Annotated in this window: 19 protein-coding genes and 1 tRNA gene; all 20 read left to right on the top strand. The window is 63.0% G+C overall.

What is annotated here, in order from left to right; all coding sequences use genetic code 11:
- Window positions 1-116: 116 nt before the first annotated feature.
- The 20 genes from CK625_RS06580 to CK625_RS06490 all read left to right on the top strand — a co-directional run bounded on the left by CK625_RS06580 (window position 117) and on the right by CK625_RS06490 (window position 12,974).
- The gene (locus CK625_RS06580; protein ID WP_095539685.1) at window positions 117-1,616 is read left to right on the top strand and encodes a cobyric acid synthase; all 1,500 of its coding nucleotides are present in this window, start codon (window positions 117-119) and stop codon (window positions 1,614-1,616) included.
- Window positions 1,617-1,668: 52 nt separating this feature from the next.
- A complete protein-coding gene (locus CK625_RS06575; RefSeq protein ID WP_095539507.1) occupies window positions 1,669-3,309 on the top strand; it encodes a glycerol-3-phosphate dehydrogenase/oxidase in 1,641 nt (546 codons plus the stop codon).
- A 383-nt stretch (window positions 3,310-3,692) separates the two neighbouring features.
- Window positions 3,693-4,061: a 50S ribosomal protein L14 gene (gene rplN / locus CK625_RS06570; protein WP_095539506.1), complete on the top strand. Its 369-nt coding sequence runs from the start codon at window positions 3,693-3,695 to the stop codon at window positions 4,059-4,061.
- Window positions 4,062-4,069: 8 nt separating this feature from the next.
- The gene (rplX, locus tag CK625_RS13910) at window positions 4,070-4,402 is read left to right on the top strand and encodes a 50S ribosomal protein L24 (RefSeq protein WP_095557454.1); all 333 of its coding nucleotides are present in this window, start codon (window positions 4,070-4,072) and stop codon (window positions 4,400-4,402) included.
- Window positions 4,403-4,942, top strand: a complete 540-nt coding sequence (rplE, locus tag CK625_RS13905) for a 50S ribosomal protein L5 (protein ID WP_095557455.1) — start codon at window positions 4,403-4,405, stop codon at window positions 4,940-4,942.
- Between the two features lie 8 nt (window positions 4,943-4,950).
- Window positions 4,951-5,256, top strand: a complete 306-nt coding sequence (rpsN, locus tag CK625_RS06560) for a 30S ribosomal protein S14 (RefSeq protein ID WP_095539505.1) — start codon at window positions 4,951-4,953, stop codon at window positions 5,254-5,256.
- Between the two features lie 20 nt (window positions 5,257-5,276).
- Window positions 5,277-5,672 (top strand): 30S ribosomal protein S8, encoded by a 396-nt coding sequence (gene rpsH, locus CK625_RS06555; protein WP_095539504.1) that lies wholly within the window; start codon window positions 5,277-5,279, stop codon window positions 5,670-5,672.
- A 23-nt stretch (window positions 5,673-5,695) separates the two neighbouring features.
- The gene (rplF, locus tag CK625_RS06550) at window positions 5,696-6,229 is read left to right on the top strand and encodes a 50S ribosomal protein L6 (protein WP_095539503.1); all 534 of its coding nucleotides are present in this window, start codon (window positions 5,696-5,698) and stop codon (window positions 6,227-6,229) included.
- Between the two features lie 11 nt (window positions 6,230-6,240).
- A complete protein-coding gene (gene rplR / locus CK625_RS06545; RefSeq protein WP_095539502.1) occupies window positions 6,241-6,594 on the top strand; it encodes a 50S ribosomal protein L18 in 354 nt (117 codons plus the stop codon).
- Between the two features lie 15 nt (window positions 6,595-6,609).
- Window positions 6,610-7,131, top strand: a complete 522-nt coding sequence (rpsE, locus tag CK625_RS06540; RefSeq protein ID WP_095539501.1) for a 30S ribosomal protein S5 — start codon at window positions 6,610-6,612, stop codon at window positions 7,129-7,131.
- A 14-nt stretch (window positions 7,132-7,145) separates the two neighbouring features.
- On the top strand, window positions 7,146-7,328 hold the full coding sequence (gene rpmD, locus CK625_RS06535; RefSeq protein WP_095539500.1) for a 50S ribosomal protein L30: 183 nt from the start codon (window positions 7,146-7,148) through the stop codon (window positions 7,326-7,328).
- Between the two features lie 10 nt (window positions 7,329-7,338).
- Complete coding sequence (gene rplO, locus CK625_RS06530; RefSeq protein WP_095539684.1) at window positions 7,339-7,770, top strand: 50S ribosomal protein L15; 432 nt, start codon at window positions 7,339-7,341, stop codon at window positions 7,768-7,770.
- A 156-nt stretch (window positions 7,771-7,926) separates the two neighbouring features.
- Window positions 7,927-9,252, top strand: a complete 1,326-nt coding sequence (gene secY / locus CK625_RS06525) for a preprotein translocase subunit SecY (protein WP_095539683.1) — start codon at window positions 7,927-7,929, stop codon at window positions 9,250-9,252.
- Between the two features lie 77 nt (window positions 9,253-9,329).
- Complete coding sequence (gene rpmJ, locus CK625_RS06520) at window positions 9,330-9,443, top strand: 50S ribosomal protein L36 (protein WP_084824836.1); 114 nt, start codon at window positions 9,330-9,332, stop codon at window positions 9,441-9,443.
- A gap of 17 nt (window positions 9,444-9,460) precedes the next feature.
- Window positions 9,461-9,814, top strand: a complete 354-nt coding sequence (rpsM, locus tag CK625_RS06515; protein ID WP_095539499.1) for a 30S ribosomal protein S13 — start codon at window positions 9,461-9,463, stop codon at window positions 9,812-9,814.
- 163 nt (window positions 9,815-9,977) lie between these two features.
- Window positions 9,978-10,376: a 30S ribosomal protein S11 gene (gene rpsK / locus CK625_RS06510; protein WP_095539498.1), complete on the top strand. Its 399-nt coding sequence runs from the start codon at window positions 9,978-9,980 to the stop codon at window positions 10,374-10,376.
- Window positions 10,377-10,473: 97 nt separating this feature from the next.
- Window positions 10,474-11,097: a 30S ribosomal protein S4 gene (gene rpsD, locus CK625_RS06505; protein ID WP_095539497.1), complete on the top strand. Its 624-nt coding sequence runs from the start codon at window positions 10,474-10,476 to the stop codon at window positions 11,095-11,097.
- A gap of 207 nt (window positions 11,098-11,304) precedes the next feature.
- Window positions 11,305-12,291, top strand: coding sequence for a DNA-directed RNA polymerase subunit alpha (locus CK625_RS06500; RefSeq protein WP_095539496.1), 987 nt, complete (start codon window positions 11,305-11,307; stop codon window positions 12,289-12,291).
- A gap of 180 nt (window positions 12,292-12,471) precedes the next feature.
- Window positions 12,472-12,873 (top strand): 50S ribosomal protein L17, encoded by a 402-nt coding sequence (rplQ, locus tag CK625_RS06495; protein WP_095539495.1) that lies wholly within the window; start codon window positions 12,472-12,474, stop codon window positions 12,871-12,873.
- A gap of 24 nt (window positions 12,874-12,897) precedes the next feature.
- Window positions 12,898-12,974, top strand: a tRNA-Met gene (locus tag CK625_RS06490).
- Window positions 12,975-13,062: the final 88 nt, after the last annotated feature.

Raw genomic sequence — 13,062 nt, 5'->3', positions numbered from 1 at the left:
ATGCGCGCTGGCTGCGCCCCGGCTGCTTTCTTGCTTGTCCATTCAATCCCATGTCTGCTTCCGAACTTCCCAATCTGCCTGTGCCGCAACCGGGCCAGCGCAGCGCGCTGTGCGTGATGGTGCTGGGCACCAGCAGCGGTGCCGGCAAGAGCTGGCTGGCCACGGCGCTGTGCGCCTGGTACCGCCGCCAGGGCTTTCGCGTTGCGCCATTCAAGGCGCAGAACATGAGCAACAACGCCCGCGTGGTGGCCAGGCCGGACGGCGGCTACGGCGAAATCGGCAGCGCACAGTACTTTCAGGCGCTGGCCGCTGGCGTGGTGCCGCAGGTGGACATGAACCCGGTGCTGCTCAAGCCCGAGGCCGACACGCACAGCCAGTTGGTGCTGCTGGGGCAGGTCGAGCCCGAGCTGACGGCCTTGCCCTGGCGTGAGCGCGGCCCGCGCGTCTGGCCGGTGATCGCGCAGGCGCTGGACGGGCTGCGCGCCGCCTACGAGGTGGTGGTGATCGAAGGCGCGGGCTCGCCGGCGGAAATCAACCTGGCGCGCAGCGATGTGGTGAACATGCGCGTGGCGCGCCATTGCCAGGCGCACTGCCTGCTGGTGGCGGACATCGACCGCGGCGGCGCATTCGCGCACTTGTACGGCACCTGGGCCTTGCTGGAGGAGGCCGACCGGGCGTTGATCCAGGGCTTTGTGCTCAACAAGTTCCGCGGCGATGCCCGCCTGCTGGCGCCTGCGCCGCAGCAATTGCAGCAGCGCACTGGCGTGCCGGTGGTGGCCACCATCCCGATGTGGCCGCGCCACGGCCTGCCCGAGGAAGACGGGCTGTTCGACGCCCGCGTCAGCAGCACGCCGGGCAGCGCGGGCGCAGGCTTGCGCACCGTGGCCATCGTGGCCTATCCGCGCAGCAGCAACCTCGATGAATTCCAGCCGCTCAAGCAGGCCGCCGGCGTGCGCCTGGTCTGGGCGCGCAGCGCGGCAGAGCTGACCGGGGCGGACTGGATCGTGCTGCCGGGCTCCAAGGCCACGGCGGCCGATTTGCTCTGGCTGCGCCAGCATGGGCTGGATGCGGCCATCGCCGCCCATGCCCAGGCAGGCAAGCCGGTGCTGGGCATTTGCGGCGGCCTGCAGATGCTGGGCGAGAGCCTGATCGACCCGCAGCACGCGCAGGGCAACCAGCCCGGCCTGGGCCTGCTGCCGCTGGTGACGCAGTTCGAGCCGCACAAACAGGTGCGCCACGGGCGCTATCGCCTGGGCGCGCTGCAAGGCCCCTGGCAGGCGCTGGCCGGGCTGGAGCTGACGGCCTATGAAATCCACCAGGGCCAGACCCAGGCCTACGCGGCCATGCTGGCTGGCGGCCACGGCCTGCAAACGGTGCTGCCTGGCCTGGCCTGGGCCAATGGCCCGGGCAATGTGCTGGGTTGTTATCTGCACGGCCTGTTCGAGAATCGCACGGTGCTGCAGGCCCTGCTGGGCGCCGATGCGCTGGATGTGCACACCGTCTTCGCGCGCATGGCCGGTGCCGTGCCGCAGTGGTTTGCCGCGCCCGCACCTGCTGCGGCGCTTGCGACTGCGCCCGCGGCAGGGCAGGGCGCGGCCCATCCCGGGGCACAATAAGCGGCTTTGCCATCGCTTCTCGTCCCGCCGCCTTGCGCGGGGCTGCTGATCCATGAACGAGTCCGCTTCTTCCGCTGCTTCCGCCCCCCACAACTGCGCCGCCCCGGCCGTGACCGACCGGGCGCAGATCCTGCAAGCCCTGGCCGCGGCCGGGCGTTTTGACGTGCTGGTCATCGGCGGTGGCGCCACCGGCCTGGGCGTGGCGCTGGATGCGGCCGCGCGCGGGCTGTCGGTGGCGCTGCTGGAGGCGCACGACTTCGCCAAGGGCACCTCCTCGCGCGCCACCAAGCTGGTGCACGGCGGCGTGCGCTACCTGGCGCAGGGCAATATTGCGCTGGTGCGCGAGGCCTTGCAGGAGCGCGCCATCTTGCTGCGCAATGCGCCGCACCTGGCGCGGCCGCTGCCTTTCGTTATGCCCTCGTACCGCCTGTGGGAGACGCCGTTCTACGGCGCCGGCCTGCGCGTGTACGACATGCTGGCCGCTGGCCAGGGCCTGGGGGCGACGCAGTTCCTGTCGCGTGCGCAGGTGCAGGCGCTGCTGGGCAATGTCAACCCGCAGCAGCTGCGCGGCGGCGTGCAGTATTGGGACGGCCAGTTCGACGACGCGCGCCTGGCGCTGGCGTTGGCGCGCACGGCGGCGCTGCATGGCGCGCTGCTGCTCAATTACTGCCGCGTCACCGGCTTGCTCAAGGACAGCGCCGGGCGCGTGTGCGGCGCGCAGGCGCAGGACGAGGAAACGGGCGCGCCGCTGCGCCTCGAAGCCGGCTGCGTGATCAATGCCACGGGCGTGTGGGTCGATGCCGTGCGCAACCTCGATGAAGCCCAGAACGGACAGGCTGCCCAGCCCATGGTCAGCCCCAGCCAGGGCACGCACGTGGTGGTCGATCGCCGCTTCTGGCCCGGCGAGCACGCCCTGCTGGTGCCCAAGACGCGCGATGGCCGCGTGCTGTTTGCCGTGCCCTGGCTGGGCAAGGTCATCCTGGGCACGACCGACTCGGCCCGGCCCGACACCCCGCTGGAGCCGCGCCCCTTGCAGCAGGAGGTGGGCTTCATCCTGGACGAAGCGCGCCGCTATCTGGCCCAGGCCCCAGGCCCTGGCGATGTGCTGAGCATGTGGGCCGGGCTGCGGCCATTGGTCAAACCCCTGGGCGAGGCCGGCGGCACCAAGAGCATCAGCCGCGAGCACACGGTGCACGTGGCCGGCAGCGGCTTGGTGACGGTCACGGGCGGCAAATGGACCACCTATCGCGCCATGGCCGAGGACGTGCTGCGCCATTGCCAGCTGGCACAGCTGTTGCCGGCCAAGCTGCCGCCCAGCGCAACGCGCCAGCTGCCGTTGGTGGGCCACCGCAGCCAGGCGCAGGCCGCGCCCGCCGCTGGGCTGGGCGAGGTGCAGGGCCTGGCCGCCTATGGCGATGAGGCCGCCTGGGTGCAGGCCCTGCCAGGCGCCGATGCCCAGCTGGCGCCGCAAAGCGGCCTGACCGAAGCCATGGTGCGCTTTGCCGCGCGGCACGAATACGCCCGCACTGTCGAAGACGTGCTGGCGCGGCGCAACCGCCTGCTGTTCCTGCACGCCAGCGCGGCGCAGCAGGCCAGCGCGCGCGTGGCGCAAATCCTCAGCGAAGAGTTGGGCCAGCCCGTCTCGGCCGCACCGTTCGAGCCGCTGTGCCAGCAGTACCAGGGGCTGGCCTGAGGCAGGCTGCCTGTTGCTTCAAGGCAACGCAAGCGGAGTTGCGAGGCTTGGAGCTGGCGTGGCAAAGCCGCATCCGGGCCCGATTGCACAAAAAGTCTTGACGTGCAAGAGGATTGCGCGCGATAATCGCCAGCTTCGCCTTTTGGCTGCTTGCTGCGGGTGCTGTGCTTGGCATGGTGCTGTTTGCTGCTGGTAGCGCCCGAGGCGGGTATCTGCCCAAACGACGTGGGCGATGCTTTTTGGGTGTGGGCTCTTGCTGCCTGCGCGTTGATGGCATCGGCTGCGGCGACGGGTCCAAGACTGACTGTGTGGCGCATAGCGCATGACGGCTTGCCGTATGCGACTGCGTTCATGAGCGCAGGTTAAGTTGGGAATTAAATCAAATGATCCAGACAGAATCTCGTTTAGAGGTTGCCGACAACACGGGCGCCAAGTCCGTGCTGTGCATCAAGGTGTTGGGTGGTTCCAAGCGCCGCTATGCCAGCGTTGGCGACATTATCAAGGTGAGCGTCAAAGAGGCTGCGCCGCGCGGTCGCGTCAAGAAGGGCGAAATCTACAACGCCGTCGTTGTGCGCACTGCCAAGGGCATTCGCCGCCAGGATGGCTCGCTGATCAAGTTCGATGGCAATGCGGCCGTGCTGCTCAATGCCAAGCTTGAGCCCATTGGCACTCGTATTTTTGGCCCGGTCACGCGTGAGCTGCGCAGCGAGCGCTTCATGAAGATCGTGTCCCTGGCTCCCGAAGTGATTTGAGGTGTGGCATGAACAAGATTCGCAAGGGCGATGAAGTCATCGTGTTGACCGGTCGCGACAAGGGTAAGCGCGGCGTGGTGCTCTCGCGCAAGGATGAGAACTATCTGGTCGTCGAGGGTGTGAACGTGGTCAAGAAGCACGTGCGCCCCAATCCGATGAAGGGTGAGATGGGTGGCATCGTGGACAAGACCATGCCCATCCATCAGTCCAACGTGGCGATCTACAACCCCGCGACCGGCAAGGCCGATCGCGTGGCGATCAAGGTGGATTTGTCGGCGGACAAGGGTGCGCGCCGCGTGCGCGTGTTCCGCTCCAGCGGTGAAGCGATCAAGGTGGCATAAATGGCGCGTCTGCAACAGTTCTATCGTGAAAAAGTCGTCGGCGACCTGACCAAGCAATTTGGCTACAAGTCGGTCATGGAAGTGCCGCGCATCACCAAGATCACCCTGAACATGGGTGTGGGCGAGGCAGTCGCCGACAAGAAGATCATGGAAAACGCCGTGGCCGATCTGACCAAGATCGCCGGCCAGAAGCCCGTGGTGACCAAGGCGCGCAAAGCCATTGCGGGCTTCAAGATCCGCGAAGGTCAGCCCATCGGCTGCATGGTGACGCTGCGTGGCGTGCGCATGTACGAATTCCTCGATCGCTTCGTGACCATCGCGTTGCCGCGCGTGCGCGACTTCCGTGGTATTTCGGGCAAGTCTTTCGACGGTCGCGGTAATTACAACGTGGGCGTCAAAGAGCAGATCATCTTCCCTGAGATCGAGTACGACAAGGTGGATGCGCTGCGTGGCCTGAACATCAGCATCACGACCACAGCCAAGACGGACGAGGAAGCCAAGGCGCTGTTGGCTGCGTTCCGTTTCCCGTTCAAGAATTGAGGTGCAGTGTGGCTAAAAAAGCATTGATTGAAAGAGAGCTCAAGCGCACGAAGCTGGTGGCTAAGTACGCTGCCAAGCGCGCCGAATTGAAGGCCATCGTCGACGATGCCAAGCGCAGCGACGAAGAGCGTTACCAAGCCCGCCTGGCGCTGCAGAAGCTGCCGCGCAACGCCAACCCGACACGCCAGCGCAACCGCTGCGAAATGACGGGGCGTCCGCGTGGCACCTTCCGCCAGTTCGGTCTGGCGCGTGCCAAGGTGCGTGAGCTGGCCATGTCGGGCGATATCCCCGGTGTCATCAAGGCAAGCTGGTAAGCAGACGGGAGTAATGAATCATGAGCATGAGTGATCCTATCGCCGACTTGTTGACCCGCATCCGCAATGCGCAAATGGTCTCCAAGCCTTCCGTGACGGTTCCTTCCTCCAAGCTCAAGCAGGCCATCCTGCAGGTGCTCAAGGACGAAGGCTACATCGACGGTTTCGAAGTTGTGCGCGATGGCGCCAAGGCCGACATCCGCGTCGATCTCAAGTACTACGCAGGTCGCCCGGTGATCGAGCGCATCGAGCGCGTGAGCAAGCCTGGTTTGCGTGTCTACAAGCCCAGCAAGTCCATCCCGCAGGTGATGAATGGCCTGGGTGTGGCCATCGTGACCACGCCCAAGGGTGTGATGACCGATCGCAAAGCCCGTGCTGCCGGTGTCGGCGGCGAGGTGCTGTGCTTCGTGGCCTGATGCGCAATTGGAGGAATATTGAAATGTCTCGAGTTGCAAAAACACCCGTGGTGATTCCCTCCGGCGTCGAAGTGACGATCAAGGACGGTCAGATCGCCGTCAAGGGCTCTGGCGGCCAGCTGTCCGTGGCCGACAACGCGCAGGTCAAGATCAGCCAGGACGGCGGTGTGCTGACGTTTGCCCCCGCCAACGAGTCGCGCCAGGCGGATGCTCTGGCAGGCACGCTGCGCCAGCTGGTCAACAACATGGTGGTCGGTGTCTCCAAGGGCTTCGAGCGCAAGCTCAACCTGGTGGGCGTGGGCTTCAAGGCTGCAGTCAGCGGCAACAAGCTCAACCTGGCCGTGGGTTTCTCGCATCCGGTCGAATTCGATCTGCCCGAAGGTGTGACGGCGGCAACGCCCACGCCCACCGAGATCGTGCTCAAGAGCGCGAACAAGCAGGTGCTGGGCCAGTTCGCGGCCGTCGTGCGTGAAGTGCGCCCCCCCGAGCCCTACAAGGGCAAGGGCATCCGCTATTCGGATGAGGTGGTCACGATCAAGGAAACCAAGAAGAAATAAGGGGCTGCAAGATGTTGAACAAGAAAGAACAGCGTTTGCGCCGTGCCCGTCAAACCCGCGTACGCATTGCCAAGCAAGGCGTTGCACGCCTGACGGTGCATCGTACCAACCAGCATATCTATGCCACCGTGATCTCCGAGGATGGCGCCAAGGTTCTGGCCACGGCATCTTCGCTCGAAGGAGAGTTGCGCGGCTCCGTCAAGGGCGGTAGCGCCGAAGGCGCCACCGCCGTGGGCAAGCGCATTGCAGAGAAGGCCAAGGCCGCCGGTGTTGAGAAGGTGGCGTTCGATCGCGCTGGCTTTGCATATCACGGCCGCGTGAAGGCGCTGGCGGAAGCCGCGCGCGAAGCGGGCTTGCAGTTCTGATTGAGGCGAATGGCAATGGCAACCAAAAACCAAGCAAAAACGCAAGACGACAGCCGTGATGACGGCATGAAGGAGAAGATGATCTCCGTCAACCGCACCACCAAGGTGGTCAAGGGCGGTCGTATCCTGGGCTTTGCTGCGCTGTCCGTCGTGGGTGACGGCGATGGCCGCATCGGCATGGGCAAGGGCAAGTCCAAGGAAGTGCCCTCGGCTGTGCAGAAGTCCATGGAAGAAGCGCGCCGCAGCATGATCAAGGTCTCGCTGAAGAATGGCACGCTGCACCATGGCGTGCATGGTCAGCACGGTGCTGCGCGCGTCATGCTCGCGCCGGCCCCGAAGGGCACTGGCATCATCGCTGGCGGTCCGATGCGCGCCGTGTTCGAAGTGGTCGGCATCACCGACATCGTGGCCAAGAGCCACGGTTCGAGCAATCCCTACAACATGGTTCGCGCCACCCTGGATGCGCTCAAGCGCTCGACGACGCCGGCAGAAATCGCCGCCAAGCGTGGCCTGTCGGTCGAAGACCTGCTGGCCTGAGAGAGGTGCACACGATGTCTACAAACCAAACCATCAAGGTTCAACTGGTTCGCAGTCCGATTGGTACGAATCAATCGCACCGCGCCACGGTGCGCGGCCTGGGCCTGCGCAGGCTCAACAGCGTCAGTGAACTCAAGGACACGCCCGAAGTGCGTGGAATGATTAACAAGATCAGCTATCTGGTCCGAGTCCTCTAAGGGGTGGATGATGCAACTCAATACCATCAAGCCCGCAGCGGGAGCCAAGCATGCCAAGCGCCGTGTCGGTCGCGGCATTGGCTCCGGCCTGGGCAAGACAGCAGGCCGCGGTCACAAGGGGCAGAAGTCCCGCGCCGGCGGCTATCACAAGGTCGGTTTTGAAGGCGGTCAGATGCCACTGCAGCGCCGCCTGCCCAAGCGCGGCTTCAAGTCCACGACGCTGAAGTTCAATGCCGAGGTCACACTTGCCGAACTGGAGCGCCTGGGCGCTGCCGAGGTCGACATCCTGGTGCTCAAGCAGGCAGGTCTGGTGCGTTCCATCGCCAAGGTGGTCAAAGTGGTCAAGTCCGGGGAGCTGACCCGAGCTGTCAAGCTGACCGGCATTGGCGCCACGGCAGGGGCAAAGGCTGCGATCGAGGCTGCCGGCGGCTCGCTGGCCTGAATTGGCACATCTTGCGCGACAAGCGTACAGTGACAGAGCCGGCCAGCGGCCGGCTCTGTCTGTGGGGTGTGGCTCTGGCGTTTCCACAAGAAAGTCAGGCTGAGGCCACAAGGCACGGCTTGCACTGCATTGACCTACCATGAATGGGGCTTGATCTTGGCAACGAATTCCGCTCAATTGGCAAAACCCGGCAAATTTGCCGACCTGCGCCGCAGGTTGGTGTTTTTGCTGCTGGCGCTGGTGGTCTACCGCATCGGCACGCATGTGCCGGTGCCTGGGATCAATCCTGCGCGGCTTGAGGAAATGTTCTCGGGCTCGCAGGGCATCCTCGACCTCTTCAACATGTTCTCCGGTGGTGCATTGGAGCGTTTCTCGGTGCTGGCGCTGGGGATCATGCCCTACATCTCCGCATCGATCATCATTCAGTTGATGACCTATGTGGTGCCCGCACTGGTGTCTCTGAAGAAGGATGGGGAAGCGGGGCGGCGCAAGATCACGCAGTACACGCGCTATTTCACGCTGGTGCTGGCGCTGTTCCAGTCCATGGGCATTGCCGTGATGCTGGAGAGCCAGCCTGGCCTGGTGTTCAATCCAGGTCTGAGCTTCAAGGTCACGACGATGGTCTCGCTGACGGCGGGGACGCTGTTCATGATGTGGCTGGGCGAGCAGATCACTGAGCGAGGCGTCGGCAACGGGATCTCGATCCTGATCTTTGCTGGCATTGCCGCTGGCTTGCCCAGCGCCATTTCGGGCACGCTGGAGTTGGTGCGCACAGGTGCGATGCACATCGTCACGCTGCTGTTCATCATGGCCCTGGTGGTGCTGGTGACCTATTTCGTGGTTTTTGTTGAACGGGCGCAGCGCAAGATCCTGGTGAACTATGCGCGCCGTCAGGTCGGCAACAAGATGTATGCCAGCCCGGCGTCGCACCTGCCGCTCAAGCTGAACATGGCAGGGGTGATCCCGCCGATCTTCGCCTCCTCGATCATTTTGCTGCCGGCCACCCTGGTGAGCTGGCTCAGCAGTGGCGAGTCGTCGAACTGGTTCATGCGCGGCCTGCGCGATGCGGCGGCCAAGCTCACGCCGGGTCAGCCCATCTATGTACTGCTGCTGGCATCGGCGATCATCTTCTTCTGTTTCTTCTACACGGCGCTGGTGTTCAACAGCCGTGAAACGGCAGACAACCTGAAGAAGAGTGGCGCTTTCGTGCCCGGGATTCGTCCAGGCGAGCAGACAGCGAAATATATTGATAAAATCCTCGCCCGCTTGACGCTGGCAGGTGCGATCTATATCACTGCCGTCTGCCTCTTCCCCGAGTTCCTGACACTGAAGTACAACGTGCCGTTCTACTTCGGCGGTACCTCGTTGCTGATTCTGGTCGTCGTGACCATGGATTTCATGGCGCAGGTGCAGAACTATGTGGTGTCGCAGCAGTACGAGTCGCTGCTGAAGAAGGGCAATTTCAAGCTCACGGCCCGTTGAGGAACTGTTGTCTTGAATGCCTGCATGCTCGGATTGATTTTTGAGAATCTTGGCTTTTTGGATTTTGGGAGTTCGCAATGAAAGTTTCCGCTTCTGTGAAGAAGATGTGTAGAAATTGCAAGATCATTCGCCGCAATGGTGTGGTGCGCGTGATCTGCACAGACCTGCGCCACAAGCAGCGTCAGGGTTGAGGAATTAGAGGACGGTTATGGCACGTATTGCTGGTATCAACGTACCGCCGCACAAGCACACAGAAATCGGCTTGACGGCAATCTATGGCATCGGTCGCTCGCGCGCACGCAAGATCTGCGAAGCCGCAGGCATCGAGTATTCCAAGAAGGTCAAGGACCTGACGGATGCCGACCTGGAGAAGATTCGCGACCAGATCGCCCAGTTCACGATCGAGGGTGACCTGCGCCGTGAAACCACGATGAACATCAAGCGCCTGATGGATATCGGCTGCTATCGTGGCTTCCGTCATCGCCGTGGCCTGCCCATGCGTGGCCAGCGTACCCGTACCAATGCACGCACCCGCAAGGGTCCGCGCAAGGGCGTCAAGTAATTACCTCGACCATCCATTCCTGGCCTCAGTTGCTGCCGCATGAGCAGGCGTGGTGCAGTATGCAGCTGCGCTGCTCAATGGGGGTGGTATGCCCATCATCGGTTTCTCTGGGATGGGCAATGGAATGGGTCGCGATTTATCCAGTTGGCATTGAAGGAACACAATGGCTAAAGGCTCTTCCGCGTCGCAGCGTGTGCGCAAGAAAGTCCGCAAGAACATTGCGGATGGTGTTGCCCACATTCATGCATCGTTCAACAACACCATCATCACCATCACCGATCGCCAGGGCAACGCTCTGTCGTGGGCTTCCTCCGGTGGCCAGGGCTTCAAGGGCTCGCGCAAGTCGACCCCGTTCGCTGCCCAGGTTGCTTCCGAGGTGGCTGGCCGCGCCGCCATCGAACACGGCATCAAAAACCTGGATGTGGAAATCAAGGGGCCAGGCCCCGGTCGTGAATCTTCGGTGCGCGCCTTGGGCGCCCTGGGCATTCGCATCACATCGATCTCCGATGTGACCCCGATTCCGCACAACGGCTGCCGTCCGCAAAAGCGCCGTCGCATCTAATCTCTTCGTCAAGACCACCGCCACCGTTGCCGCGATGAGGCGCGTGTGGCTCCTGCATGGCTGTGGGCCATGCAGCAGCTGAATCAAAGGAAATCAAGTGGCACGTTATATTGGGCCCAAGGCCAAACTGTCCCGCCGTGAAGGCACGGATCTGTTCCTCAAGAGCGCTCGTCGCTCCATCGCCGACAAGGCCAAGTTCGATACCAAGCCCGGTCAGCATGGCCGCACTTCCGGTGCGCGCACTTCCGACTACGGTCTGCAGTTGCGTGAAAAGCAGAAGGTTCGCCGCATGTACGGCGTGCTGGAAAAGCAATTCCGCCGCTACTTCGCCGAGGCCGACCGCCGCCGTGGCAACACCGGCTCCAACCTGCTGTCGCTGCTGGAGTCGCGCCTGGACAACGTCGTTTACCGCATGGGCTTTGGCTCGACCCGTGCCGAGGCGCGCCAGCTGGTTTCGCACAAGGCGATCCTGGTCAATGGTCAGCCGGTGAACATTCCCTCCTACCAAGTCAAGGCCGGTGACGTGGTGGCTGTGCGTGAGAAGTCGCGCAACCAGGCCCGTGTGCAGGAAGCGCTGCAACTGGCACAGCAACTGGGCTTCCCGGGCTGGGTGGAAGTGGCTGTCGACAAGGCAGAGGGCACTTTCAAGAAAGCCCCCGATCGTGATGAGTTCGGTGCAGACATCAACGAATCGCTGATCGTCGAACTGTATTCGCGTTGATCCGGCCTGATTCATTCCATTTCTCGATGCAAGCATTGCTGCTGGAGCACCCGCCGGCCTTGGCCTGCCAATGTCTACAGCAACACTTCGTGTGCAGCCTTCATCGGGAAATGGAATCACTCATTTGAACCGCGACTCCGTTCGCGGTTTATTCGCTTCACCAGCCTTACCGGTGTAACGAGCCGGGGGTATTGACAGGAAGTAAATATGCAGACCAATTTGCTAAAGCCCAAGACCATCAGCGTGGAACAAATCGGCCACAACCGAGCCAAGGTCGAGCTCGAGCCGTTCGAGCGTGGCTATGGCCACACCTTGGGCAACGCGCTGCGCCGGGTCCTGCTGTCGTCGATGATTGGCTATGCACCCACCGAGGTCACGATCGCGGGCGTGCTGCACGAGTTCTCCAGCATCGATGGCATCCAAGAGGACGTGGTCGGCATCTTGCTGAACCTCAAGGGCGTGGTCTTCAAGCTGCACAACCGCGATGAAGTGACGCTGAGCCTGCGCAAGGACGGCGAAGGCGTGGTCACGGCGGCGGACATCCAGACGCCGCACGATGTGGAGATCGTGAACCCCGAGCACGTCATTGCCCACATGTCGCAAGGCGCCAAGCTGGACATGCAGATCAAGGTCGAGAAAGGCCGCGGCTATGTGCCCGGTACGGTGCGTCGCTTTGGCGATGAGTCGAACAAGTCGATCGGTCGCATCGTGCTGGACGCCTCGTTCTCGCCGGTGCTGCGCGTCAACTACACAGTGGAAAACGCCCGTGTGGAGCAGCGCACCGACCTGGACAAGCTGGTCATGGAAATCGAGACCAATGGCGCGATCACGGCCGAAGATGCGGTGCGCACCTCGGCCAAGATCCTCGTGGAGCAACTGGCCGTGTTTGCACAGCTTGACGATGGCGATCTGGCCGCCTTCGATGCGCCTGCTGCCTCGCGCAGCGCCGCGACCTTCGACCCGATCCTGCTGCGTCCGGTGGACGAGCTGGAGCTGACGGTGCGTTCGGCCAACTGCCTCAAGGCCGAGAACATCTACTACATCGGCGATCTGATCCAGCGCACCGACAACGAGCTGCTCAAGACCCCGAATCTGGGGCGCAAATCGCTCAACGAGATCAAGGAAGTGCTGGCCTCGCGTGGCCTGACCCTGGGCATGAAGCTGGAGAACTGGCCGCCCGCTGGTCTGGAGTGATGTCCTTGGGCGCAGCGACGGATGCTTGGGTGAAGGGGCTTACCCCTTTTCCTGGGCTTGCCGCCCAGCCAGGCTTCACAGCCTTGGGCTTGCCAGACAGACTCTCTTGACCTACCCCCTGTTTTTGTTGCACCTGCGGGTACCTGATCCGGCCCGCAGCCATTTTGATAAGGAAACACTATGCGACACCGCAACGGACTTCGTAAACTGAACCGCACCAGCGCACACCGCCAGGCCATGCTGCGCAACATGAGCAATTCGCTCATTCACCACGAGCTGATCAAGACCACCTTGCCCAAGGCCAAGGAATTGCGCCGCGTGGTCGAGCCCCTGATCACCCTGGCCAAGAACGACTCGGTGGCCAACCGCCGCCTGGCATTCAGTCGCCTGCGCGATCGCGAGGCCGTCACCAAGCTGTTCACCGAGCTGGGCCCTCGCTACAAGGCCCGTCCCGGTGGCTACACGCGCATCCTGAAAATGGGCTTCCGCGTGGGCGACAACGCCCCCATGGCGCTGATGGAGCTGGTCGACCGCCCCGAAGAGCAGGAAGAAATTTCTGCAGAAAAGCAAGCGGCAGAATAAAACGGTGCTATACTAGCGGCTTACCGCGCGATGGAGCAGCCTGGTAGCTCGTTGGGCTCATAACCCAAAGGTCGGAGGTTCAAATCCTCCTCGCGCAACCAAATGCCAACAGGCCACACGAAAGTGTGGCCTGTTTTTTTGCGCCGATAGGGTTGGCTGGATGGGCGCGCGGCGTGCCCGGGGCCTGGG

This window comes from Vandammella animalimorsus, assembly GCF_002285265.1.
Classification (GTDB): Bacteria; Pseudomonadota; Gammaproteobacteria; order Burkholderiales; family Burkholderiaceae_C; genus Lampropedia.
Note: the sequence above shows the minus strand (reverse complement) of the source record. Positions and strands in the feature narration are given on the sequence as shown.